Raw genomic sequence first — 26,087 nt, 5'->3', positions numbered from 1 at the left:
CCCCGGTGGTGGGGCGCCCGCCGTTGTGTGTGGGCCGGGGTCAGCCGGTCTCGCGCCAGCGGTTGGTGATCGGCAGGCGGCGGTCCTTGCCGAAGCCCTTCGCGGAGATCTTCGTGCCCGGCGGGTACTGCCGACGCTTGTACTCGGCGGTGTCCGTCATGCGCAGGACGCGGGTGACGGTCTTCTCGTCGAAGCCCTCGGCGATGATCTCCTCCCGGCCCCGGTCCCGGTCCACGTACAGCTCCAGGATCCGGTCCAGGATGTCGTAGTCGGGCAGGGAGTCGGTGTCCACCTGGTCCGGGCGCAGTTCCGCGCTCGGCGGCTTGGAGATGGAGTTCTCCGGGATCGGCGGGGTCTCGCCGCGCTCGGCCGCGGCCCTGTTGCGCCAGCGGGCGAGGCGGAAGACGGTCGTCTTGTAGACGTCCTTGATCGGGCCGTACGCGCCGACCGAGTCGCCGTAGAGGGTCGAGTAGCCGACCGCCAGTTCGGACTTGTTGCCCGGCGCGAGCACGATGTGGCCCTCCTGGTTGGACAGGCCCATCAGCAGGGTGCCGCGCAGCCGGGCCTGGAGATTCTCCTCCGCCAGACCGGTGAGGTGCAGCGATTCCATGTACGCGTCGAACATCGGGGCGATCGGCACGGTACGGAAGTTCAGGCCGGTGCGGCGGGCCATCTGTGCCGCGTCGTCCCTGGAGTGCCCCGAGGAGTAGCGCGAGGGCATGGAGACGCCGTACACGTTCTCCGGGCCGAGCGCGTCGCAGGCGATGGCGGCGGTGAGGGCGGAGTCGATGCCGCCGGACAGCCCGATGAGCACCGAGCGGAAACCGTTCTTCAGGACGTAGGCGCGCAGCCCCGTGACGAGGGCGGTGTAGACCTCCTCGTCGTCGTCCATGCGGGGCGCCTCCGCGCCGGTGACCTGCGGCTCGTACGCGGGCAGGGGGGAGGCCGAGAGGGTGCGGTGCTCGATGCGCAGGCCGTCGGAGACGGCGCCGGAGGGGGGCTCGGGCGCGGCGGCGGGCAGATCGAGGTCGAGGACGACGCAGCCCTCCTCGAACTGCGGGGCCCGCGCGAGGACCTCGCCGTCGGCGGAGACGACGATCGAGTCGCCGTCGAAGACCAGGTCGTCCTGGGCGCCGACCATGGCCAGGTAGGCGGTGGTGCAGCCCGCCTCACGGGCCCGGCGGCGCACCAGATCCAGGCGGGTGTCGTCCTTGTTCCGCTCGTAGGGGGAGGCGTTGACGGACAGCAGCAGGCCCGCCCCGGCCGCGCGGGCGGCGGGCACCCGGCCGCCGTCCTGCCACAGGTCCTCGCAGATCGCCAGGGCCACGTCCACGCCGCGGACCCGGACCACGGGCAGGGTCTCGCCGGGGACGAAGTAGCGGAACTCGTCGAAGACCCCGTAGTTGGGAAGGTGGTGCTTGGCGTAGGTCAGCACGACCTCACCCCCGTGGAGGACGGCCGCGGCGTTCCGGGGGGCGCCGGCGGGCTGGCCGTAGCGGGGCTGGGCCTCCTCCGCCCGGTCGAGATAGCCGACGACCACGGGCACTCCGCCCAGCCCCTCGTCGGCCAGACGGGCGGCGAGGGCGGCCAGGGCGGACCGGCTGGCCCGGACGAAGGACGGGCGCAGGGCCAGGTCCTCGACGGGGTAGCCGGTGAGCATCATCTCGGGGAACGCCACGAGGTGCGCCCCCTGCTCGGCCGAGTGCCGCGTCCAGCGGACGACCGCGTCCGCGTTCCCGGCGAGGTCGCCGACGGTGGAGTCGATCTGGTTCAGGGCGAGTCGTAGCTGAGGCACACGGTCAGTCTAATCGTCGTACTGACGCGATCCCGGGAGGCGGGGACCGGCCGGGCTACCGCGTGTCGCACCCGTCCGGGTGAAGATCCCGGTCCGAGGCGTGGTACGGGCTCCCGGCTTACGACGATGGCCTCGACCACCGGCCGTCAGGAGGAATGCCATGTCCGCCGCAGCAGTCGAGTACCCCTGCGACGACGCGCCGAACCTGCTGGAGGAAGCCGAGGAGCTCTCCCGGAAGCTCCCCGGCTACCGCGTCGAGATCATCGGGGGAGAGATCACCGTGACACCACCCGCCGACGGGCACCATGGACTGTCGTTGACCGATCTGACCTTTGCCCTTGCCGCCCCGCACGGCAGGGAGAGCAAGGTGATCCAGGCCATGGGCGTCCGGCTGCCCGACGGCCCCTTCGACTACGCCGTTCCCGATCTCGCCGTCGTGGACGCCGACTTCGCCGATCATCTCGTCGAGCACAACTGCTACGACCCCGCGGTCTTCCGGATGGCCTTGGAGGTCGCCTCCTCCAACTACGGAAACGACCTGAAGAAGAAGGTCACCGCCTATGCGATCGCCGGGATCCCCGTCTACGTCATCGCCGACCGCCGCGACCGGCGGGTGCATGTGCTGACCGGGCCGGAGTACGGGGAGTACCGGGTGCACGCGGTCCATCCGCCCGGGGAGTCCTTCACGCTGCCGGAGTCGGTGGGCGCGCCGGTGACGCTGGAGGTGGACCGGGTACTGGGTCTGGGCTGAGCGCCCGGAGCCCGTCCCCGCCCGTCCGGGCGCTCCGCGTCGGCCAGGTCGGCGTAATGTGACGGTAACCCCTCACCGTGATACTGGTGTGCGGGCCGCCCCTTTCCCGGGCGGTACGGGGGAGGGCCGTCTGACCAGCGAGGATGGGTGACCATGGACAAGCAGCAGGAATTCGTGCTCCGGACGCTCGAGGAGCGTGACATCCGGTTCGTCCGGCTGTGGTTCACCGACGTGCTCGGCTTCCTGAAGTCCGTCGCCGTCGCGCCGGCGGAGCTGGAGCAGGCCTTCGACGAGGGCATGGGATTCGACGGGTCCGCGATCGAGGGCTTCGCCCGCGTCCACGAGTCCGACATGATCGCCAAGCCCGACCCGAGCACGTTCCAGATCCTGCCCTGGCGCGCCGAGGCCCCCGGCACCGCGCGGATGTTCTGCGACATCCTGATGCCGGACGGCTCCCCCTCCTACGCGGACCCCCGCTACGTCCTCAAGCGGGCCCTGAACAAGACCTCCGACCTGGGCTTCACCTTCTACACCCACCCCGAGATCGAGTTCTTCCTGCTCAAGGACAGGCCGGTGGACGGCACCCGCCCCACCCCGGCCGACTCCTCCGGCTACTTCGACCACACCCCGCAGCACGTCGGCCAGGACTTCCGCCGCCAGGCGATCACGATGCTGGAGTCGATGGGCATCTCGGTGGAGTTCTCCCACCACGAGGGCGCCCCCGGACAGCAGGAGATCGACCTGCGGTACGCCGACGCCCTGTCGACGGCCGACAACATCATGACGTTCCGGCTGGTGATGAAGCAGGTCGCGCTGGAGCAGGGGGTGCAGGCGACCTTCATGCCCAAGCCGTTCTCGGAGTTCCCCGGCTCCGGGATGCACACCCACCTGTCGCTGTTCGAGGGCGACCGCAACGCCTTCCACGAGTCCGGCGCCGAGTACCAGCTCTCCAAGGTCGGCCGCTCCTTCATTGCCGGGCTGCTCAGGCACGCCGGGGAGATCTCCGCCGTCACCAACCAGTGGGTCAACTCCTACAAGCGCATCTGGGGCGGGGCCCAGCGCACCGCGGGCGCCGGCGGCGAGGCGCCCTCCTACATCTGCTGGGGGCACAACAACCGCTCCGCGCTGATCCGGGTGCCGATGTACAAGCCGGGCAAGATGGGCTCCACCCGCATCGAGGTGCGTTCCCTGGATTCCGGCGCCAACCCCTACCTGGCCTACGCGGTGCTGCTGGCGGCCGGGCTGAAGGGCATCGAGGAGGGCTACGAGCTCCCGGCCGGCGCCGAGGACGACGTATGGGCGCTGTCGGACGCCGAGCGCCGCGCTATGGGCATCGAGCCGCTGCCGCAGAACCTGGGTGAGGCGATCGTGCTGATGGAGCGCAGCGAGCTGGTCGCCGAGACCCTGGGCGAGCACGTCTTCGACTTCTTCCTGCGCAACAAGAAGCAGGAGTGGGAGGAGTACCGCTCCGAGGTCACCGCCTTCGAGCTGCGCAAGTCCCTGCCGGTGCTGTAGCGGCCCGCGGGAGCGGGACGGCGGGGCAGGCGGCGGAAGCGGTACGGCGGCAGCGGCGAGAGGCAAGGCCACGGTGGTGCAGGGCGGTCGGCGGGACAGCCGGTTCGGACGGTTCGTACGGCGCGGGTTCACCGATCCGGGGGCGGCCGTCCGCCTGCTGGACTCGCCCGCCCTGGCCCGGGTGCGCGACGACGCGGTGCTGCTGGACGCGCTCGGCGCCACCGCCGACCCCGACCAGGCGCTGCTGTCCTTCGTCCGGGTGGTGGAGGTCCAGCCGGACGAGGCCGCGCGTCAGACGCTGCTGGGCACCGTGCTGGCCGCCAAGCCGCTGCGCGACCGGCTGCTGGGTGTGCTGGGCGCCTCCGAGGCGCTCGGCGACCATCTCGCCGGCCACCCCGGCGACTGGCAGGCCCTCCACTCCTACGAGACGGCCGACCTCCACCCGGGCGTCGGGGAGTTCGAGGCCGCGCTCGCCGGCGCGGACGGACCCGACGAGCTGCGCGTCGCCTACCGCCGGGCTCTGCTCACCATCGCCGCCCGCGACGTGTGCGGCACCACCACCGTCGACGAGACCGCCGCCGAGCTCGCCGATCTGGCCACCGCCACCCTGCGCGCCGCCCTGGCGATGGCCGGGCGCGAGGAGCCGGGGGACGCACGGGCGTGCCGGCTGGCGGTGATCGGGATGGGCAAGTGCGGCGGCCGCGAGCTGAACTACGTCTCGGACGTGGACGTCGTCTTCGTCGCCGAGCCCGCCGGGGGAGCGGGAGAGGACGGCGACGGGGAGAGCGGGGCGCTGCGCGCGGCGACCCGGCTCGCCGCGCGGATGATGCGGATCTGCTCCGACACCACCGCCGAGGGCACCATCTGGCAGGTGGACGCCAACCTGCGGCCCGAGGGGCGCAACGGCCCGCTGGTGCGCACCCTGTCCAGCCATCTGGCGTACTACCGGCGCTGGGCCAAGACCTGGGAGTTCCAGGCCCTGCTCAAGGCCCGCCCGGTGGCCGGCGACCCGGCGCTGGGCCGGGAGTACGTCGACGCCGTGGCCCCGATGGTGTGGCAGGCCGCCGAGCGGGAGAACTTCGTCACCGACGTGCAGCAGATGCGCCGCCGTGTGGTCGCCGGGATCCCGGCCGCACAGCTGGACCGCGAACTCAAACTCGGGCCCGGGGGCCTGCGCGACGTGGAGTTCGCCGTCCAGCTCCTCCAGCTCGTCCACGGGCGCAGCGACGCCGCCCTGCGCAGTCCCACCACGCTGGCCGCACTCGACGACCTCGCGGCGGGCGGGTACGTGGGCCGCCAGGACGCCGCCGCGCTCGGCGACGCGTACCGCTTCCTGCGTGTCCTGGAGCACCGCATCCAGCTCCAGAAGCTGCGCCGCACCCATCTGATGCCCCGGGACGAGACCGAACTGCGCCGGCTGGGCCGCTGCCTGGGCTTCCGCCAGGAGCCGGTGGCCGAACTGACCCGTGCCTGGAAGCGGCACGCCGCGGTGGTGCGGCGGCTGCACGAGAAGATCTTCTACCGGCCGCTGCTGGACGCCGTCGCCCAGCTCGCGCCCGGCGAGGTCAGGCTGTCGGCCGGAGCCGCCCGGCAGCGCCTGGAGGCGCTGGGCTACGCGGACCCGGCGGCCGCCCTGCGCCATCTGGAGGCGCTGACCTCCGGGGTCAGCCGCAAGGCCGCCATCCAGCGCACCCTGCTGCCGGTGCTGCTGGGCTGGTTCGCCGACTCCGCCGACCCCGACGCCGGGCTGCTGGGCTTCCGCAAGGTCTCCGACGCGCTCGGCCAGACGCCCTGGTACCTGCGGCTGCTGCGGGACGAGGGGGCCGCCGCGGAGAACCTGGCCCGGGTACTGTCGGCCGGAAGGCTCGCCCCCGATCTGCTGCTGCGCGCGCCCGAGGCCGTGGCCCTGCTCGGCGACCCCGACGGGCTGCGGCCGCGCGGCCGGGAGGCGCTGACCCAGGAGGCGCTGGCGGCCGTCGGCCGGGCCGACGGGCCCGAGCAGGCCGTCGCCGCCGTGCGCGGGGTGCGGCGCCGAGAGCTGTTCCGCACCGCCGCCGCCGATGTCATCGGCGCGTACAAGGCGGGGGCCGCGGGTGCGGAGGAGGGCTCGGAGAGCGGTACGCAAGGCGGAGCGGAAGACGGCGCGCAGGGCGCCGACGGCATCGCCGCCGCCGTGGACCGGGTGGGGGAGGCGCTGTCCGACCTGAACGCCGCCACCGTCGCCGGCGCTCTGCGGGCGGCGGTTGACGCCCGCTGGGGCGACACCCTGCCCACCCGCTTCGCGATCATCGGCATGGGCCGCTTCGGGGGCCGCGAGCTGAACTACGGCTCCGACGCGGACGTGCTGTTCGTCCACGAACCGCGCGAGGGCGTGGACGAGCGGGAGGCCGGCGAGGCGGCCCTCGCCGTCGCGGGTGAGATGCGCCGCCTCCTGCAGCTGCCCAGCTCCGACCCGCCGCTGCTCATCGACGCCGACCTGCGGCCGGAGGGCAGGAGCGGCCCGCTGGTGCGCACCCTGGCCTCCTACGGGACCTACTACCGCCGCTGGTCGCGGGTGTGGGAGCGGCACGCGCTGCTGCGCGCCGAGCCGGTGGCGGGGGACGCGGATCTGGGCCGCCGCTTCGCCGGGCTGGTCGACCCCCTGCGCTATCCGGAGGACGGCCTGGAGGAGGACGCGGTGCGGGAGATCCGCCGCCTCAAGGCGCGGATGGAGGGCGAGCGACTGCCGCGCGGCGCCGACCCCACCACCCACACCAAGCTGGGCAGGGGAGGGCTGTCGGACGTGGAGTGGACGGTCCAGCTGACGCAGCTGCGCCACGCGGCGAAGGTGCCGGGGCTGCGCACCACCCGCACCCGTCCCGCGCTGGCCGCCGCGCGGGACTCCGGGCTGATCGGCGAGGAGGACGCGGCGACCCTGGACGAGGCGTGGCTGCTGGCCACCCGGGTGCGCAACGCGGTGATGCTGGTGCGTGGCCGGCCCGGCGACACCTTCCCCTCCGAGCCGCGCGAGCTGGCCGCCGTCGGCCGCTACCTGGGATACGAACCGGGGCACGTGGGCGAGATGCTGGAGGACTACCGGCGCACCACGCGCCGCGCCCGCGCGGTGGTGGACCGGCTGTTCTACGGGGTGGAGTGAGCTACGGGGCCGAGCGGGGAGCCGGCGTCGGCGGCGGGGTGACCAGGCGGGGCAGGCGGTGGGCCGGGGCGCCGTACCAGGCACAGGAGACCGCGTAGCCTATGCCCAGGCAGAGCAGCCCGCCCACCGCGTCCAGCCAGAAGTGGTTGGCGGTGCAGACGATGACCACCAGGGTGAGGGCCGGGTAGAGCCAGCCGAGGATCCTCACCCACAGCGGCGCCGCCAGCAGGGCGAGGGTGATGCCGCACCACACCGACCAGCCGATGTGCATCGAGGGCATGGCCGCGTACTGGTTGGAGACGCTGGCCATGTTGCCCGAGGCCATCGAGCCCCAGGTGTCGTGGACCTTGACGGTGTCGACGAAGTGCACGCTCTCCATCAGCCGCGGCGGGGCCAGGGGGTAGAAGTAGTAGCCGAGCAGGGCGACGGCCGTGGTGGCGAACAGGACCGTGCGGGTGGCGGCGTAGCGGCCCGGCTGTCTGCGGTAGAGCCAGACCAGGACGCCGACGGTGACGATGAAGTGCAGCGTGGCGTAGTAGTAGTTCATCGTCACGATCAGCCAGGTGACGCCGTTGACCGCGTGGTTGAGGGACTGCTCGACGGCGATGCCCAGGGACCGCTCGAACTCCCACAGCCAGTCGGCGTTCCGCAGCGCCTGCGCCTCCTGCTCCGGCACGGCGTTGCGGATCATGGAGTACGTCCAGTAGCTGACCGCGATCAGCGTGATCTCGAACCAGATCCGGGGCCTGCGGGGCGCGCGGATGCGCTGGGAGACGGTGCGGCGTGGTGCCGGAACAACCGCGCGTTCATCTGCCGGAGTGGCAGTGGTCACTCCGGCTTCTTCTGTCGTTCTCGCGATCGGAGCCCCCATGGTGCGCCAGTCTGCCAGAATCCGGACCCCGACCGATCATCCCCCGGTCCGGTTCCGTTCGCCTTCCGTCCTTCCTGAGACGGACCCCCGGCCCTGAGGCGCGGAGGCGGTGGAACCGCGCACCACCAGCTCGGGCAGGAAGACGAACTCGCTGTGCGGGGCGGGGGTGCCGCCGACCTCCTCCAGCAGCGCCCGTACCGCCGCCTGTCCCATCGCGGTCACCGGCTGGCGGATGGTGGTCAGGGGCGGGTCGGTGAAGGCGATCAGCGGGGAGTCGTCGAAGCCGATGACCGAGACGTCGCCGGGAACGGCCAGGCCGCGCTGCCGGGCGGCCCGGATGGCGCCGAGCGCCATCATGTCGCTGGCGCAGACCACGGCGGTGCAGCCGCGGTCGATCAGGGAGCCGGCCGCCGCCTGGCCGCCCTCCAGGGTGTAGAGCGAGTGCTCGACCATCGACTCCGCCTCGTCGCGCGAGAGCCCGAGCTGCTCCTGGAGGCTGGTGGTGAAGCCCTCCGTCTTGCGCTGGACGGGCACGAACCGGGCCGGCCCCAGTGCCAGCCCGACGCGCTCGTGGCCGAGCGAGACGAGGTGGGTGACGGCCAGTCGCATCGCGGCCCGGTCGTCCGGTGAGACGAAGGGCGCGCGGACCTTGGGGGAGAAGCCGTTGACCATCACGAACGGCACGCCCTTGCCGCGCAGCTGCTCGTAGCGCTGCGTGTCGGCGGTGGTGTCGGCGTGCAGCCCGGAGACGAAGATGACGCCGGCCACGCCGCGGTCCACGAGCATCTCGGTCAGCTCGTCCTCCGTCGAGCCGCCGGGGGTCTGGGTGGCCAGGACGGGGGTGTAGCCCTGACGGGTCAGCGCCTGTCCGATGACCTGGGCGAACGCCGGGAAGATCGGGTTCTCCAGCTCGGGGGTGATCAGCCCGACCAGCCCCGCGCTGAGCCGGCGCAGGCGCACGGGCCGTTCGTACCCCAGCAGGTCCAGTGCGGCGAGGACGGACTCGCGGGTGGCCGGGGAAACGCCGGGCTTGCCGTTGAGGACGCGGCTGACCGTCGCTTCGCTGACCCCCGCCTGGGCTGCGATGTCAGCTAGTCGTGCGGTCACAGCACCGGACTGTACCGGTCATGTGTCCGACTGCCCACCGTACCCGGGAGTTCGCCCGTATTGGCACGGTTCGACGCGGTAGCCGGGCAGCAGCCCGTCGCTCCACTCCTCGGCGGTGCGGGTCAGGCCCTCGCGGGCGGTCTCCTCGCCGCGCAGGATGGCCGTGTAGTGGGGCTGGAGGGCGGTGAACAGCTCCCCGCCCTCGGGGATGGCCGGCCGGGCCACGGCCTTGGTCAGCGCCAGGTAGAAGGAGTTGCGCACCGGGTCGGACAGCACCTTCCCGGTGTAGGCGGCCGTACGGGTCGGCAGCAGCCCCAGGGCGAGGGCGGTGCTCTCCTGCCGCTTCGCGTCGGTCATGTACTTGACGAAGAGGTAGGAGGCGTCGGGGTTCTCCGTCTCCGCCGAGACCACGAGGTTGTGGCCGCCGGTGGGGGAGCCCGCGGCGCCCGATCCGCCGGCCGGGACGGCGGTGATGCCCAGGTTGTCGCGGTCCTCGAACTCCGGGGAGGAGAAGATGTCGGCGGTCGCCCAGGGGCCGTTGACCATCATGGCCGCCCGGCCGTCCTTGAAGGCGTCCTGCATGGCGGCGTAGGCGTCCTCCTCCGGGGGCTCGGGGGCGGCGCCGGAGGAGACCAGGCCGGCGGCGGTGGCCACGCCCCGGACCGACTCGGGGGAGGCGACGGTGATCGTGCGGGAGGCGACGTCGACCAGGTCGCTCCCCTCGCCGTACAGGAACGGCAGGGAGAAGAAGGGATCGGGGTTGAGGGCGATGCCCTCGGCGCCCGTTCTCTCCTCGATCTCCAGCGCGACGTCCTTGAGGTCCTTCCAGGTGGACGGGGGGCGGCCGATCCCGGCCTCCTCGAAGATCCGGCGGTTGTAGAGCAGGGCGAGGGTGTCGGTCACCTGGGGGACGCCGTAGACGCCGCCGTCCTCCAGCGTCACGCTCGCGGTGGTGGTCGGCAGGAAGCCGGACATGTCGGCGTCCAGGGCGGGGGTGCCGGTGAGGTCGGCCAGGAGGCCCTCGGCGGCGAAGCCGATCGTCCAGCCGACGTCCGCGCGCAGCACGTCGGGGGCGTCCCGGCCGGACTCCGCGGCGTCCCGGAACCTCTGCCGGGCCTGGTCGAAGGGGACCGAGACGTGCTCGACGTCGATCTGCGGATACTTCCTCTCGAAGGCGGCGACGAGCTTCGCGAAGTGCGGGGCCTCGGCCTCGCCCGAGGTGTCCCACCAGGTGACGCTGCCGGAGGCGGCGGGGGCGTCCTCCTCGGCGGAGCCGCCGGGGACCGTGCAGGCGGTGGCCGTCAGGGCCAGGGAGACGGCGGCGGCCAGGGCGGCGGCGGTCCTGCGGCGCGGGCCGGTCCGGGCGGGCCGTCCGGCCGAATCGGACGCCCCGGGGTGTATGTGACTTTCCATCGTGCTCTTCCCGTCTGTCCTCAAGCGGAGGATCCGCAGTGGAACGCGGAGGAAGGTAGCAGGACCGCAACTTCTTGCGGAAGCCGTTGCAGACTCGTTTGCAGAAAGTTGCCGCAAGGTCTTTCTAAAAGATTGCACCGCTGTTACGTTCCTGGTCAGCCCGGCGCCGCGACCGCGCGGCCCGCGCGGAGTACGCCAGTGCCCCCGCGAGACGGGCACCGGATCATGGAGGAGTTCACATGCGGCGTGGCATAGGGACCACCGCACTGGTCGCGGCCATCGCGCTCGCGGCCACCGCCTGCGGCGGCGAGAGCGGCGACGGCGAGAAGAAGAACGCCGGCGGCGAGCTGTCGGGCACCGTCGAGTTCTGGGACACGTCGGGCGACGCCGAGAAGGGCTTCTACAAGAAGATCGCCGAGGAGTTCGAGGACGAGCACCCCGGCGTCGAGGTCAAGTACGTCAACGTCCCCTTCGGCGAGGCCGGCAACAAGTTCAAGAACGCCGCGGGCGGCGGCTCCGGAGCCCCCGACGTGATGCGCACCGAGGTCGCCTGGGTGGCCGACTTCGCCAGCCTGGGCTACCTCGCCCCGCTGGACGACACCGCCGCGGTCGACGACAAGGACGACTACCTGCCGCAGGCCTGGGGCAGCACCCAGTACGACGGCAAGACCTACGCCGTCCCGCAGGTCATCGACACCCTGGCCCTCTTCTACAACAAGGGCCTGCTGGAGAAGGCCGGCGTCGAGGTCCCGCAGTCGGTCGAGGACATCAAGGATTCCACCGACGCGTTCAAGAAGAACGACGTCACCCCGTTCTACCTGCGCGGTGACGACCCGTACTGGTTCCTGCCCTTCCTGTACGGCGAGGGCGGCGACATGCTCGACGCCGGGGCGAAGAAGATCACCATCGACGAAGAGCCCGGCGTGAAGGCGTTCGAGGTGATCAAGGACCTGGTGGACTCCGGGGCCGCGACCACGGACACCACCAACGGCTGGGAGAACATGCAGAAGTCCTTCAAGGACGGCAAGGTCGCGATGATGATCAATGGCCCCTGGGCCATCGAGGACACCCTCGCGGGCGAGCAGTTCAAGGACGACGAGGACAACCTCGGGGTCGCCGCGGTCCCGGCCGGCAGCGCCGGCCAGGGTGCCCCGCAGGGCGGTCACAACTACTCCGTCTACGCGGGCTCCGACAACCTGGACGCCTCCTACGAGTTCGTCAGGTACATGAGCTCCGCCGAGGTCCAGAAGCGCACCACCGAGGAGCTGAGCCTCCTGCCGACGCGCACCTCGGTGTACGGGGAGAAGACCGTCGAGGACGACCAGATGGTCCAGTTCTTCAAGCCCGCCGTCGACAAGGCCGTCGAGCGCCCCTGGATCGCCGAGGGCAACTCCCTCTTCGAGCCGCTGCGCGTCCAGATGGCCGACGTGCTGACCGGCAAGACCAAGCCGGAGGCCGCCGCCGGGAAGGCCGGTGAGGAGTACGCCAAGCTCCTCAAGGACGGGGACTGGAAGTAAGGGCCGGGGAAAGCTCAGGGAGAGGCTGACCGACGACCATGGCTGTCGAGACCGGCCAGTCGGTGGCACCGGCCGCGGGCGGAGACGCCCGCGGCCGCGGCCGCGGAACTGGCGAGAAGTCCAGCGAGGCCCCCGGACCGCTGCGCCGCGCACTGGCGACGCACTGGTACGCCTGGGCCATGGTGGCCCCCGTGGTGATCGTCATCGGGGTGATCATCGGCTATCCGCTGGTCCGGGGCATCTGGCTGTCCCTGACGAACGCGGACGAGGCCAACGTCGCCCGCACCATCGGCGTCAACGAGATCGAGGCCACCTACGAGTTCGTCGGCCTCGAGAACTACCTGGACATCCTCACCGACAACGTCTTCTGGGACCGGCTGGGCTGGACGGTGCTGTGGACGGTCGGCTGCGTCTCCGTGACCTTCCTGCTGGGCCTGGTACTGGCCACCATGCTCAACCGGAAGCTGCGCGGCCGGGCGGTGTACCGCATCGCGATCATCCTGCCCTGGGGCATCCCGGCCTTCGTCTCCGTCTTCGCCTGGCAGATGCTGTTCAACGAGAAGAACGGCATCCTCAACAGGATCCTGGAGGGCGGGGGCATCGAGGGCGTCCCCTGGCTGGGCGACCCCACCTGGGCGAAGATCTCCGTCATCGCGGTGAACGTCTGGCTGGGCGTGCCGTTCATGCTCGTCGCCCTGCTGGGCGCCCTCCAGGCCATCCCCTCGGAGCTGCTGGAGGCCGCCGAGGTGGACGGCGCGAACGCCTGGCAGCGCTTCCGCAACGTCACCCTGCCGGGCATCCGCTCGGTCAGCAGCACCGTGGTCCTGCTGAGCACCATCTGGACGTTCAACATGTTCCCGGTGATCTACCTGCTCACCCGCGGCGGGCCGGGCGACTCCACCGAGATCCTGGTGACCTACGCCTACCGGCTGTCCTTCCTCAACAGCCCGCGCGACTTCGCCACCTCCGCGGCCTGGGGCGTGCTGATCCTGCTGCTCCTGATGCTCTTCGCGGTGTTCTACCGCCGTTCGCTCCGCAAGCAGGGAGAGGTGTGGTGACGACGATGAACACCACGAAGACCACCACCGCGACCACGACACCCGATCCCGCCACCACCGCGCCCGTGCCGCCGGCCGGCGGCGGGCGGCCCGGGAAGGTGCGCGGGCGCGGCGAGCGCGGGCCGCTGGCCTCCGTCGCCCTGCACGCGGGCCTGCTGGCCGCGGCCGCGGCCGCCGTCTTCCCGCCGTTCTGGCTGCTGGTGACGTCCTTCAAGCCCAAGACGGAGACCTTCACCACCTCGCTGGTGCAGAACTTCACGCTGGAGAACTACACCCACGTCCTGGGCGACACCTACTTCCTGACCTGGTTCTGGAACTCGGTGGTGGTCGTGCTGGCGACCACGCTGCTCGGCGTGTTCATCTCCGCCACCACCGGTTACGCCGTCAGCCGCTTCCGCTTCCCCGGGATGCGCCCGCTGATGTGGACCCTGCTGATCACGCAGATGTTCCCGATGGCGATCCTGATCGTGCCGCTGTACAACCTGATGGCGCAGCTCGGCCTCCTCAACCAGCCCGTCGGGCTGATCATCACCTACCTCACCATCGCGGTGCCGTTCTGCGCCTGGATGATGAAGGGCTTCTTCGACACCATCCCCGTCTCCATCGACGAGTCGGGGCGCGTGGACGGCCTCAACCCCTTCGGCACCTTCTGGCGGCTGATCCTGCCACTGGCCAAGCCGGGTCTGGCCGTCACCGGCTTCTACAGCTTCGTGACGGCCTGGGCCGAGGTCGCCTACGCGTCGGCCTTCATGACCGGCGAGGAGAACCTCACCCTCGCCGGCGGTCTGCAGACCTTCGTCAACCAGTACGTCGGCGACTGGGGCTCGATGACCGCCGCCGCGGTGATCATCGCCGTCCCGGCCGCGATCGTCTTCGGCATCGCCCAGCGGCACCTCGTCGCCGGCCTGACCTCCGGCGCCGTCAAGTCCTGACCCGCCACCCCACCCGTCCGGCACCTCGCGTCCCCCCACTCACGACACCAGGGATGACATGACCCAGCACTCATCAGCCCCCGCCACCGGCACGGCCCCGGCCATCCGTACGGACGCCTCGGGAGAGCCGGCCGGCTGGTGGCGCGACGCGGTGATCTACCAGGTCTACCCCCGCTCCTTCGCCGACGGGAACGGCGACGGCATGGGGGATCTGGCGGGCGTCCGCGCGCGGCTGCCCTACCTGGCCGACCTGGGCGTCGACGCCGTCTGGCTCAGCCCCTTCTACGCCTCCCCGCAGGCCGACGCCGGATACGACGTCGCCGACTACCGCGCCATCGACCCGATGTTCGGCGGTCTGCACGACGCCGACGCGCTGATCCGCGACGCCCACCGGCTGGGGCTGCGGATCATCGTGGACCTGGTGCCCAACCACTCCTCCGACCAGCACGAGTGGTTCCAGCGCGCCCTGCGCGAGGGTCCCGGATCGCCGCTGCGCGACCGCTACCACTTCCGCCCCGGCCGCGGCCCGAAGGGCGAGGAACCGCCCAACGACTGGGAGTCCATCTTCGGCGGCCCGGCCTGGACCCGCACCGAGAACCCCGACGGCACCCCGGGGGAGTGGTACCTGCACCTGTTCGCCCCCGAGCAGCCCGACTTCAACTGGGAGAACGAGGCCGTGCGGGACGAGTTCCGCTCGGTGCTGCGCTTCTGGCTGGACATGGGCGTGGACGGCTTCCGCATCGACGTCGCCCACGGACTGGTCAAGGCCGCCGGACTGCCCGACATGGGCCAAGCCGGGCAGCTGAAGCTGCTGGGCAACCAGGTGCTGCCCTTCTTCGACCAGGACGGCGTCCACGAGATCTACCGCTCCTGGCGGCGGATCCTCGACGAGTACCCCGGCGAGCGCATCGGCGTCGCCGAGGCCTGGACGCCCAGCCCCGAGCGCACCGCGCTCTACCTGCGCGCCGACGAGCTGCACCAGGCGTTCAACTTCCACTACCTGAACACCGCGTGGAACGCCGAGGCGCTGCGGGAGGTCATCGACCAGTCGCTGGACTCCATGCGCCCGGTCGGCGCCCCCACCACCTGGGTGCTGTCCAATCACGACGTGGTGCGCCACCGCACCCGGCTCGGCGGCGGACTGACCCGCGCCCGCGCGGCCTCGCTGCTGATGCTGGCGCTGCCCGGCTCGGCCTATGTCTACCAGGGCGAGGAGCTGGGCCTGCCGGAGGTCGCCGACCTGCCCGACGAGGTGCGCCAGGACCCGTCCTTCTTCAAGGACAACGGCCAGGACGGCCTGCGCGACGGCTGCCGCGTGCCCATCCCGTGGACGCGGGCCGGTTCCAGCTACGGCTTCGGCTCCGGCGGCAGCTGGCTGCCCCAGCCCGAGCAGTGGGCCGAGCTGTCGGTCGAGGAGCAGACCGGCGACCCCACCTCCACGCTGGAGCTGTACCGCAGCGCGCTGGCGGTGCGCCGCGAGCACCCGGCGCTGGGCGCGGGCGAGGGTGTGGAGTGGCTGGAGGACTTCCCCGCCGGGGTGCTGGCCTTCCGCCGCCGTGCGGCCGACGGCTCCGGCCGCGATCTCGTGTGCACGGCCAACACCACCGGCCGGCCCGTGGAGCTGCCCGCGGCGCCCGGCCGGGCACTGCTGGCCAGCGGCGAGTACGAGGGCGGGGCGATCCCGGCCGACACCACCGTCTGGTGGGAGGTATGACCGAGACCGGTACGGCGTCCGCACCGGTCCCCCGGCAGGGGGGACCGGCCGCGGGCGCCGTCCCCGGCAGCGTCCCCGGCGGTGTTCCCGGGACCGCCCGTCTGGCCGACATCGCGGCCCAGGCCTCGGTCAGCGAGGCCACGGTCAGCCGTGTGCTCAACGGCAAGGCGGGCGTGGCGGCCGGCACCCGGCAGAAGGTGCTGGCGGCCCTGGACGTGCTGGGGTACGAGCGGCCGGTGCGGCTGAGGCAGCGCAGCGCCGGCCTGATCGGGCTGGTCATCCCGGAGCTGACCAATCCCATCTTCCCGGCGTTCGCCCAGGTCATCGAGCAGGTTCTGGCCGGGCACGGCTACACCCCGGTGCTGTGCACCCAGATGCCCGGCGGCGCCACCGAGGACGAGCTGGTCGAGCAGCTGGTCGAGCGCGGCGTCAATGGCATCGTCTTCCTCTCCGGGCTGCACGCCGACACCGCCGCGGACCCGGGCCGCTATGTGCGGCTGTCGGGGAGGGGGGTGCCGTTCGTACTCATCAACGGGTTCAACGAGCAGGTCAGCGCACCCTTCGTGTCGCCCGACGACCGGGCGGCGGCCCGGATGGCGGTACGCCATCTGGTGGACCTGGGCCATGATCCGCTGCGGATCGGTCTGGCGGTCGGCCCCGTCCGGTACGTCCCCGTGCGGCGGAAGGCGGAGGGGTTCACGGCGGCGCTGATCGAGCAGGGCGTGCCCGCGGCGCGGGTGCGCGAACAGGTCCAGCACACACTGTTCACCCTGGAGGGCGGCCACGCCGCGGCGGGCGCGCTGATCAGCGCCGGCTGCACGGGGGTGGTCTGCGGCAGCGATCTGATGGCGCTGGGCGTGGTGCGGGCGGCCCGGCAGCGCGGGCTGGAGGTCCCGCGCGAGCTGTCGGTGGTCGGCTTCGACGACTCCGAGCTGATCGCCTTCACCGATCCGCCGCTGACGACCGTGCGCCAGCCGGTCAAGGCCATGGCGAGCGCGGCGGTGAACGCCCTGCTGGAGGAGATCGGGGGGAATCCCGTCCAGCACTCGGAGTTCGTCTTCCAGCCCGAGCTGGTGGTGCGCGGCTCGACGGCCCCGCCGGCGCAGCAGGAGTAGGGGCGGGCGCGGAACCCGACACGTACCGCCGGGCGCCGGCGGGCACCCGGCGGTGCGACCTGACGGCCCGCTGCCGGATGCCCGCCGGCGCCCGGAGTGCGTTGCGCGGACCACCGCGCCGCAGCCGGGACGCGCACCCCGGCCCGGCCGGCCGGGCGCGTGGGGGCCATGTGCCTGGTCCCCCGGCCGGCCGGACCGGGAGTGTGGTCGAACGTAGCACCGTGAAACCTCTTGCGAAAGAGATTGCGCAGGAGGGACGGCTGTGTTTCCCGGAGATGTCCAAAGCCTTGACGGTCACCCAGGGTGCGTCTACGGTCTCCTGCGCGAAGACTTTCAGGCGCTTTCAGTCTTCTTGCAGCAAGAGCATTCACTGCTCCATCGCCTCACGGGCGCGGCGCGTTGCCCCCAGGCAGGCACTCGCATCTGCTTCCCCCACAGGAGGAAACGTGGCCAGGAGATCCGCAGCCGCCGCACTCGCGCTTGTCGCGGGCATGGCAGGCTCCCTCATCGCCGTTCCCGGACCGGCGCAGGCGGCCCCGCCCGGAACCAAGGACGTCACCGCCGTTCTCTTCGAGTGGAAGTTCGACTCGATCGCCCGAGAGTGCACCAGCAGGCTCGGCCCGGCCGGCTACGGCTTCGTCCAGGTCTCCCCGCCCCAGGAGCACATCCAGGGCAGCCAGTGGTGGACCTCCTACCAGCCGGTCAGCTACAGGATCGCAGGACGCCTCGGCAACCGCTCGCAGTTCCAGAACATGGTCAACACCTGCCACAGTGCCGGTGTGAAGGTCGTCGTCGACACGGTGATCAACCACATGTCGGCGGGCAACGGCACCGGTACCGGCGGCTCGTCGTACACCAAGTACAACTACCCCGGCATCTACAGCGGTGCCGACATGGACGACTGCCGGTCCCAGATCACCAACTACCAGGACCGGTACAACGTCCAGAACTGCGAGCTCGTGGGCCTGGCCGACCTCGACACCGGCGAGTCCTACGTCCGCGACAGGATCGCGGCCTACATGAACGACCTGCTCTCGCTCGGCGTGGACGGCTTCCGGATCGACGCGGCCAAGCACATGCCCGCCGGCGACCTGGCGGCCATCAAGTCCCGGCTGAACAATCCGAGCGTCTACTGGAAACAGGAGGCCATCTACGGCGCCGGCGAGGCCGTCTCGCCCACCGAGTACCTCGACAACGGCGATGTGCAGGAGTTCCGCTACGCCCGGGACCTCAAGCGGGTCTTCACCAACGAGAAGCTCGCCTACCTCAGGAACTACGGCGAGGGCTGGGGCTACATGAACTCCGGCAAGTCCGGTGTCTTCGTGGACAACCACGACACCGAGCGCGGCGGCGACACCCTCAACTACAAGAACGGTTCCGCCTACACCCTGGCCAACGTCTTCATGCTGGCCTGGCCGTACGGTGCCCCTGACGTCCACTCCGGTTACGAGTGGAGCAACTACGACGCCGGCCCGCCCAACGGCGGTCACGTGAACGCCTGCTGGCAGGACGGCTGGAAGTGCCAGCACGCCTGGCGCGAGATCTCCTCCATGGTCGCCTTCCGCAACGAGGCGCGCGGCCAGGGCGTCGTCAACTGGTGGGACAACGGCAACGACGCCATCGCCTTCGGGCGCGGCAGCAAGGCCTACGTCGCCATCAACCACGAGTCCCACCCGATCTCCCGCACCTTCCAGACCGCGCTGCCCTCCGGCAGCTACTGCAACATCCAGAACGGTGCCAGGGTCTCGGTGAACGGCTCCGGCCAGTTCACCGCCACCCTCAACCCGGGCACCGCCATAGCCCTGCGCAGCGGCTCCCGCTGCTAGCACGTCCGGTGCCCCGGCGCCGCACGTGACCGCTCCGAGAGCCGCCCGGCCCTGCCCGCTCCCCCGGCGCAGGGCCGGGCGGCCCCGGACCCCCCACAGGTCCCCCCGCGCACCACGTACAGACCACCGCACCCGAGGAGAGCGACCCGTGACAGGTCCCCTGGCGCGCAGAGGAGCGGCCGCGAGCAGCGCGGCCGCGCTCCTGGCGACGCTCATCACCGCGGCGGCCCCCGCCAAGGCCGCACCACCACCGCCGTCCGACGCGAAACTGGCCGCCGAACCCACCCGGCACGACCTGACGCGGGAGCAGTTCTACTTCGTCCTGCCCGACCGCTTCGCCAACGGAGACCGCTCCAACGACCGCGGCGGGCTGAAGGGCGACCGTCTGACCACCGGCTACGACCCCACCCACAAGGGCTTCTACCAGGGCGGCGACCTCAAGGGCCTGACGAGGAAGCTCGACTACATCAAGGGCCTGGGCACCACCGCCATCTGGATGGCGCCCATCTTCAAGAACAAGCCGGTCCAGGGCGAGGGGGAGAACACCTCCGCCGGCTACCACGGCTACTGGATCACCGACTTCACCCAGGTGGACCCGCACTTCGGCACCAACGACGACCTGCGGAAGCTGATCGACGCCGCCCACGGCAAGGGCATGAAGGTCTTCTTCGACGTCATCACCAACCACACCGCCGACGTGGTGAACTACGAGGAGAAGTCCTACTCCTACCTGTCCAAGGGCGCCTTCCCCTACCTCACCGGGGACGGCAGGCCCTTCGACGACGCCGACCACGCCGCCGGGGGGAGGTTCCCCGGGACCGACCGCGGCTCCTTCCCCCGCACCCCGGTCGTTCCCGCCGCCGAGAAGGACCTGAAGGTCCCCGGCTGGCTCAACGACCCGGAGATGTACCACAACCGGGGCGACTCCACCTTCGCCGGGGAGAGCTCGCAGTACGGCGACTTCCACGGCCTGGACGACCTGTGGACCGAGCGTCCCGAGGTCGTCGAGGGCATGAAGAAGATCTACCAGCGGTGGGTGAGGGACTTCCGGATCGACGGCTTCCGCATCGACACGGTCAAGCACGTCAACATGGAGTTCTGGACCCAGTGGGCCACCGCCCTGGACGCCTACGCCGCGAAGAAGGGCCGCGAGGACTTCTTCATGTTCGGCGAGGTCTACTCCTCCGACCCCGCCCGGATGGCCCCCTACGTCACCCGCGGCAAGCTGGACGCCACCCTCGACTTCGGTTTCCAGGAGGCGGCCCGCTCCTACGCTTCCCAGGGCGGGCCGGCGGCCAGGCTGTCGGACCTGTTCGCCCAGGACTACCGCTACACCACCGGCCGCTCCAACGCCTACGAGCAGGTCACCTTCACCGGCAACCACGACATGGGCCGCATCGGGACCTTCCTGCGCCAGGACAACCCCGGCGCCGATGACGCCGAACTGCTCAGGCGGGCGGAGCTCGCCAACGAGCTGATGTTCCTCAGCCGCGGCAACCCGGTGATCTACTACGGCGACGAGCAGGGCTTCACCGGCGCCGGCGGCGACCAGGACGCCCGCCAGACACTCTTCGCCTCCGAGGTGCCCGCCTACCTGGACGAGGAGGACAACGACCGGATCGGCACCGACCGCACCCACGCCGAGGACGCCTACGACACCTCCCACCCCCTCTACCGCTCCATCGCCGCCCTGTCGAAGCTGACCCGGAAGCACCCCGCCCTGCGCGACGGAGTCCAGACCGAGCGGTACGCGCACAGCGGCGACGGACCCGGCGTGTACGCCTTCACCCGCACCGACGCCGAGCGGCGCACCGAGTACCTCGTCGCCGCCAACAACGACGACAGGGCCCGCACGGTCGAGATCCCCACCGGCTCGCCGGACACCGCGTTCCGGCAGATCCACGGCGGTGGCGCCACCGTGCGCACCGGTTCGGACGCGAAGCTGACCGTCACCGTCCCGGCCCTGTCCACCGCGGTGTTCAAGGCGGCCAGGCCGCTGCCCGCACCCGCCGCCGCGCCCACCGTCGAGCTGGAGGCCCCCGCCGCGGGCGCCACCGGCACCGTCGAGATCACCGCGAACGTCGGGGGAGGAGACGGCGGCGGGCTGAACCGCGTCGTCTTCGCCGCCCGGACGGGCGACGGGAAGTGGCACACCCTCGGCACCGCCGACCACGCCCCCTACAAGGTCACCCAGCACATCGGCCGGGACGTGAGGGCCGGAACACCACTGCGCTACAAGGCCGTCGTGGTCGACGCCAGGGGCCGCACCGCCTCCGACACCGCCTCCTCGGCCGCCGGCCAGGCACCGCTCCCCGAGAAGCCCCCGGCCGTCGAGCGGGACTGGGCCGTCGTCCACTACCAGCGCACGGACGGCGACTACGGCGGCTGGAAACTGGTCGCCGGCGACCGCACCGCCGACTTCACCGGCCGCGACGCCTACGGCGCCTTCGCCTGGGTCAAGCCGGCCGACGGCGAGGGCGAGGTCACGTTCACCATCACCAGGGACGGGACGGCGGACGGACCCGAGCGCACCATCGACCTGGCCAGGTCCGGCGAGGTGTGGGTCGAGCAGGGCAGCGACGAGACGCTGTCCGAGCGGCCCGAGGGCGTCTACCCGCCGCAGGACGGGAAGAAGGCCGTCCTGCACTACCACCGCGCGGACGGCGACTACGACGGCTGGGGCCTGCACACCTGGACCGGCGCCGCCGAGCCCACCGACTGGGCCGAGCCGCTGACGCCGACGGGGGAGGACGCCTTCGGCGTCACCTTCGAGGTGCCGCTCGCCGAGGGCGCGACCTCGCTGAGCTACATCATCCACAAGGGCGACACCAAGGACGAGAACGCCGACCAGTCGCTGGACTTCGCCACCCACGGCCGCGAGGTCTGGAAGCTGTCCGCCACCCCCGGCTACCTGCTGCCCACCACCGGCAGCGCACCCGACCTGGACCTGGGCAGGTCCGAGGCCCAGTGGATCGACCGGGACACCGTCGCCTGGAAGGTCGAGGCCACCGGCGCCACCGGCCAGCAGCTGGTCTACGACGCCCGCGGCACCATCGCGGTCGAGGACGGCGCCCTGAACCACGAGGGCCGCTGGCTGCGGCTGATCCCCGTGCCCGGCGGGCTGAGCGACGCGCAGAGGAAGAAGTACCCGCACCTGAAGGACTACCCGGCCTTCCGCGTCGATCCCCGCGACCGCGACCGGGTGCGCACCGCCCTGCGCGGCCAGGTCGTCGCCACCCAGCGCAACGCCGCGGGCGCGCTGCTGGCGGCGACCGGAGTGCAGATCCCCGGCGTGCTGGACGACCTCTACGGCAAGAAGGCGGCCGGGGCCGAGCTCGGCCCGGTCTTCGACCACAGGGGACGCCCCACCCTGTCGGTGTGGGCGCCCACCGCGCGGAAGGTCTCCCTCGAACTGGGCGGCCGCACCGTGCGGATGCGCCGCGACGCCGCCACCGGCGTGTGGAGCGCGCGCGGCAACCGGAGCTGGGCGGGCGAGCCGTACCGCTACCACGTGACGGTCTGGGCGCCCTCGGCGGGCAAGGTGGTCACCAACAAGGTCACCGACCCCTACTCCACCGCCCTGACCACCGACTCGAAGAAGAGCCTGGTGGTCGACCTGTCCGACCCGAAGCTGGCCCCCCGGGGCTGGAAGAAGCTGGACAAACCGGCCCCGACACCGCTGCGCGACGCGCAGATCCAGGAGCTGCACATCCGCGACTTCTCCGTCGCCGACCCCACGGTGAGCGAGAAGCACCGCGGCGGCTACCTGGCCTTCACCGAGGGCTCGACCGACGGCATGAAGCACCTGAAGAAGCTGGCGGACGCGGGCACCTCCCACGTCCACCTGCTGCCCTCGTACGACATCGCCTCCATCCCCGAGCGCGCCGCCGGGAGGGCCGAGCCCGCCTGCGACCTGGCGGCCCTGCCCGCCAACTCCGGCGAGCAGCAGGAGTGCGTCGGGAAGGTCCGCGGCGAGGACGCCTACAACTGGGGCTACGACCCGCTGCACTACACCGTGCCCGAGGGCTCGTACGCCACCGACGCCGACGGCACCACCCGCACCGTCGAGTACCGCGAGATGGTCAGGGGCCTCAACGAGGCCGGACTGCGGGTCGTGCTGGACGTGGTCTACAACCACACCATGGCCGCCGGGCAGGACGAGCAGTCCGTCCTGGACCGCGTCGTGCCCGGCTACTACCACCGCCTGCTGGCCGACGGCACGGTGGCCACCTCCACCTGCTGCGCCAACACCGCGCCCGAGCACACCATGATGGGCAAGCTCACGGTCGACTCCGTCGTCACCTGGGCCAGGCAGTACAAGGTGGACGGCTTCCGCTTCGACCTGATGGGCCACCACCCCAAGGCCAACATCCTGGCCGTCCGCGAGGCGCTGGACGCCCTCACCGTGGAGAAGGACGGCGTCGACGGCAGGAGCATCGTCCTCTACGGCGAGGGCTGGAACTTCGGGGAGGTCGCCGACGACGCACGCTTCGTCCAGGCCACGCAGAAGAACATGGCCGGCACCGGCATCGCCACCTTCTCCGACCGGGCCCGCGACGCGGTGCGCGGCGGCGGCCCCTTCGACGCCGACCCCGGCGTCCAGGGCTTCGCCAGCGGCCTGTACACCGACCCCAACTCCTCGGAGGCCAACGGCAGCCGGGCCGAGCAGAGGCAGCGGCTGCTGCACTACCAGGACCTGATCAAGGTCGGGCTCTCCGGCAATCTCGCCGACTACGCCTTCACCGACACATCCGGCAAGCGGGTCACCGGCTCGCAGGTCGACTACAACGGTTCACCGGCCGGATACGCCGGCGCCCCCGGCGAGGCGCTCGCCTACGCCGACGCCCACGACAACGAGACCCTCTACGACGCCCTGGCCTTCAAGCTGCCCCAGGACACCCCGGCCGCCGACCGGGCCCGCATGCAGGTGATCGCCATGGCCACCGCCGCCCTCTCCCAGGGCCCGGCCCTCAGCCAGGCGGGCAGCGACCTGCTGCGCTCGAAGTCGCTGGACCGCAACTCCTACGACTCCGGCGACTGGTACAACGCCGTCCACTGGAACTGCGAGGCCGGCAACGGCTTCGGCCGCGGGCTGCCCCCGGCCTGGGACAACGAGGACAAGTGGCCGTACGCGAAGCCGCTGCTGACCCTGGCCGGCCTCTCCCCGTCCTGCGGGGAGATCGAGGGCGCCTCCGCCGCCTACCGCGACCTGCTGGAGATCCGCTCCACGGAGGAGGTCTTCAGCCAGTCCACGGCGGCCGGGGTCCAGCGGACGCTGTCCTTCCCGCTGTCGGGGAGGGAGGAGACCCCGGGTGTGATCACCATGCGCCTGGCGGACGGCGACCGCGACCTGGTGGTCGTCCTCAACGCCACCCCCGAGCGGCGGACGCAGACCGTCTCCTCGCTCGCCGGCGCCTCCTACGACCTGCACCCGGTGCAGGCGAAGGGCTCCGACGCCGTGGTCAGGCGCGCCGCCTTCGACGGCGGGAAGGGCGCCTTCACGGTGCCGCCGCGCACGGTGGCGGTGTTCGCCGCGCGGTGACCGGCGCGGGGCGGTAGAGGAGGAAGGGCACCGGGGCGGGGCCGGCGACGGACGGCCCCGCCCCGAGACGCGTCCCGCCCGCCGCCCCCCGCCGGCCGTACCGGCCGGTGCTCAGTCCCACCAGAAGGACCACAGGTTCCGGCCGGCCAGCCACTTGTCCGCGTAGCGTGAGATCGATCCGGCGCCCTGCCGCACCACCGAGGGGCAGAACGCGTAGTGCTCGGCCGCCACCGGAAGGGCCTGGGCCGCGGTGCGCGGCGGGTCCGGCACCGACAGGTGCAGCACGTCCGGCTCCAGCGCCACCACCCGGGTGCCGAAACGCTCCTCCCAGGAGCGCAGCACCGCACCGTACTCCTCGAACTCCTCGCCGGAGGCCAGGGTGCCCGACCAGCCGATGACGGCGGGTATGTCCGCGCTCCGCGCCGCCGGGACCAGAGCCACCCGCGGGCGCCGCAGAGTGCCGCCCGACACCAGCGCGCGGGCCACCCCGGCCGCCGCCGCGTCCGGATCGCCTCCCGCGGGCGAGGGACGTGCGAGTTCGGGCGGGCGCCTGCCGTACGGCCGCAGCGCCGGTGTCTCCCCGGCCTTGCGGCCACCCGGCTCCCGGGCGGCGTGCTGTCTCCACCAGGCGGCCAGCACACCGGCGGCGGCCGCCCCGCCGCGCCCGTCCCCGCCCCGCGGCGGGGGCAGCAGATCGTCCTCCACGGTGGTGCCGCGGACATGAACACCCAGCAGTACGGGCCACAGCCCGGTGGCGTCCCGGAGCGGCAGCATCCGCTCCCAGCAGTCCGGCCCGGCGGGCTCGTCGGCGCGCCACAGCAACGGCTCGGGCAGCGGACCGAGCACCGTACGGTCGACCAGCCTGCCCGGCGGCAGCGCCGCCGAGGCCGCGAGCGAGCGCAGGCGCCGCGCCATGGCGCCCGGTCCACGGGTCACATGAGTCACGGCACCGAAACTACCCGCCGCCGGCCCTTCCGGGAACGAGTGCCAGCAGCCGGGCCACCAGCTCCGCGAACGGACCGTCGGCGGGCTCCTGTTCCACGACGCGCCGGAGCACCTCGGCCGTCTCCTCGTCGAACGCGGCCGTCACCGCGGCCAGCGCCAGCAGGTCGTGGACGAGCTGCCGCTCCAGCTCCCGGCGCGGTATCGAGCGGTCGGCCAGCCAGCCGAGCGCCGTGGTCTCGGCGACACCGACCCAGGTGCGGAGCACCAGGGACATCCGGGGCCCGGGGTCGGTGAGTCCCAGATGAGCCAGGAGCTGTTCGTAGGCGGTCTGCCGAACCTCCTCGACCACGGCCTCGCTGCGCACCGAACCGCCGCGCAGCAGCGCGGAGAAGCCCGGCGCGTGCTCCTCGGCGAAGTCGAAGTAACGCCCCATCACCAGCAGCAGCCGCAGGCTGAACGGGCCCTCGTACGGTACGTGGAAACGGGCGGACAGCTCGTCGGCCGCCCGCCGCACCGCCGCCTCGTAGAGACTGTACTTGCCCGGGAAGTAGTGGTAGACCAGCGGCCTGGATATCCCCGCCGCGGTGGCGATGTCGTCGATGGACACCTCCTCGGGCGGACGGTCGCTGAATAACCTCAGCGCGACGTCGATCAGTTGCTGCCGACGCTCCTCGACACCCATCCTGCGGCGTACCCCGGTGGTCATGGGAACACCCTAGCGATCGCCGCGCACCGCCGGCCGTCCCGCCCGGGCGCGGAGACGGCCGGTGGGGGCCGGTGGGGGCCGGTGGGGGCGCGCGGCCGGCGAGCCCCGGGCCCGTCAGGCCGTGCGCCACCCGGAGAACTCCAC

At 71.9% G+C, this 26,087-nt stretch carries 15 protein-coding genes and 1 pseudogene; 10 read left to right on the top strand and 6 right to left on the bottom strand.

Annotation, left to right across the window (positions count from 1 at the left end; genetic code table 11):
• Positions 1-40: 40 nt before the first annotated feature.
• The gene (locus AC2CJA_RS08110; RefSeq protein WP_484601991.1) at positions 41-1,795 is read right to left on the bottom strand and encodes an NAD+ synthase; all 1,755 of its coding nucleotides are present in this window, start codon (positions 1,793-1,795) and stop codon (positions 41-43) included.
• 160 nt (positions 1,796-1,955) lie between these two features.
• Between AC2CJA_RS08110 and AC2CJA_RS08105 the strand changes: the two genes are divergently transcribed.
• The 3 genes from AC2CJA_RS08105 to AC2CJA_RS08095 all read left to right on the top strand — a co-directional run bounded on the left by AC2CJA_RS08105 (position 1,956) and on the right by AC2CJA_RS08095 (position 7,197).
• A complete protein-coding gene (locus AC2CJA_RS08105; RefSeq protein ID WP_484601990.1) occupies positions 1,956-2,546 on the top strand; it encodes a Uma2 family endonuclease in 591 nt (196 codons plus the stop codon).
• 153 nt (positions 2,547-2,699) lie between these two features.
• Complete coding sequence (gene glnA / locus AC2CJA_RS08100) at positions 2,700-4,061, top strand: type I glutamate--ammonia ligase (RefSeq protein WP_484601989.1); 1,362 nt, start codon at positions 2,700-2,702, stop codon at positions 4,059-4,061.
• A 73-nt stretch (positions 4,062-4,134) separates the two neighbouring features.
• Positions 4,135-7,197, top strand: a complete 3,063-nt coding sequence (locus tag AC2CJA_RS08095; protein WP_484601988.1) for a bifunctional [glutamine synthetase] adenylyltransferase/[glutamine synthetase]-adenylyl-L-tyrosine phosphorylase — start codon at positions 4,135-4,137, stop codon at positions 7,195-7,197.
• A gap of 1 nt (position 7,198) precedes the next feature.
• Here AC2CJA_RS08095 and AC2CJA_RS08090 read toward each other — a convergent pair whose 3' ends face one another.
• The 3 genes from AC2CJA_RS08090 to AC2CJA_RS08080 are packed head-to-tail and all read right to left on the bottom strand — an operon-like array spanning position 7,199 to position 10,588.
• Complete coding sequence (locus tag AC2CJA_RS08090; RefSeq protein WP_484601987.1) at positions 7,199-8,068, bottom strand: phosphatase PAP2 family protein; 870 nt, start codon at positions 8,066-8,068, stop codon at positions 7,199-7,201.
• Positions 8,069-8,104: 36 nt separating this feature from the next.
• Entirely contained in the window at positions 8,105-9,175 is a 1,071-nt protein-coding gene (locus tag AC2CJA_RS08085; RefSeq protein ID WP_484601986.1) for a LacI family DNA-binding transcriptional regulator, read from the bottom strand.
• An 18-nt stretch (positions 9,176-9,193) separates the two neighbouring features.
• The gene (locus AC2CJA_RS08080) at positions 9,194-10,588 is read right to left on the bottom strand and encodes an extracellular solute-binding protein (RefSeq protein WP_484601985.1); all 1,395 of its coding nucleotides are present in this window, start codon (positions 10,586-10,588) and stop codon (positions 9,194-9,196) included.
• 239 nt (positions 10,589-10,827) lie between these two features.
• On the opposite strand from AC2CJA_RS08080, the gene AC2CJA_RS08075 reads away from it, so the two are divergent.
• The 7 genes and pseudogenes from AC2CJA_RS08075 (at position 10,828) to pulA (ending at position 24,292) form a co-directional block, all read left to right on the top strand.
• Positions 10,828-12,105, top strand: coding sequence for an extracellular solute-binding protein (locus AC2CJA_RS08075; protein ID WP_484601984.1), 1,278 nt, complete (start codon positions 10,828-10,830; stop codon positions 12,103-12,105).
• Between the two features lie 38 nt (positions 12,106-12,143).
• Entirely contained in the window at positions 12,144-13,163 is a 1,020-nt protein-coding gene (locus AC2CJA_RS08070; RefSeq protein WP_484601983.1) for a carbohydrate ABC transporter permease, read from the top strand.
• 5 nt (positions 13,164-13,168) lie between these two features.
• Complete coding sequence (locus tag AC2CJA_RS08065; RefSeq protein ID WP_484601982.1) at positions 13,169-14,095, top strand: sugar ABC transporter permease; 927 nt, start codon at positions 13,169-13,171, stop codon at positions 14,093-14,095.
• Between the two features lie 58 nt (positions 14,096-14,153).
• Positions 14,154-15,809: a glycoside hydrolase family 13 protein gene (locus AC2CJA_RS08060; protein ID WP_484601981.1), complete on the top strand. Its 1,656-nt coding sequence runs from the start codon at positions 14,154-14,156 to the stop codon at positions 15,807-15,809.
• On the top strand, positions 15,806-16,924 hold the full coding sequence (locus tag AC2CJA_RS08055) for a LacI family DNA-binding transcriptional regulator (RefSeq protein ID WP_484601980.1): 1,119 nt from the start codon (positions 15,806-15,808) through the stop codon (positions 16,922-16,924). Before AC2CJA_RS08060 ends, AC2CJA_RS08055 begins: the two co-directional genes overlap by 4 nt.
• Before the next feature lie 446 nt (positions 16,925-17,370).
• A pseudogene (locus AC2CJA_RS08050) lies at positions 17,371-18,744 on the top strand (alpha-amylase); the annotation flags it as partial.
• A gap of 154 nt (positions 18,745-18,898) precedes the next feature.
• Positions 18,899-24,292: a pullulanase-type alpha-1,6-glucosidase gene (pulA, locus tag AC2CJA_RS08045; RefSeq protein ID WP_484601979.1), complete on the top strand. Its 5,394-nt coding sequence runs from the start codon at positions 18,899-18,901 to the stop codon at positions 24,290-24,292.
• Between the two features lie 111 nt (positions 24,293-24,403).
• On the opposite strand, the gene AC2CJA_RS08040 is transcribed toward pulA, so the two are convergent.
• Complete coding sequence (locus AC2CJA_RS08040) at positions 24,404-25,228, bottom strand: DUF4253 domain-containing protein (RefSeq protein WP_484601978.1); 825 nt, start codon at positions 25,226-25,228, stop codon at positions 24,404-24,406.
• A 19-nt stretch (positions 25,229-25,247) separates the two neighbouring features.
• On the bottom strand, positions 25,248-25,943 hold the full coding sequence (locus AC2CJA_RS08035) for a TetR/AcrR family transcriptional regulator (protein ID WP_484601977.1): 696 nt from the start codon (positions 25,941-25,943) through the stop codon (positions 25,248-25,250).
• Between the last annotated feature and the right edge of the window lie 144 nt (positions 25,944-26,087).

This window comes from Streptomyces sp. ATLC9 (assembly GCF_057196705.1).
Note: the sequence above shows the minus strand (reverse complement) of the source record. Positions and strands in the feature narration are given on the sequence as shown.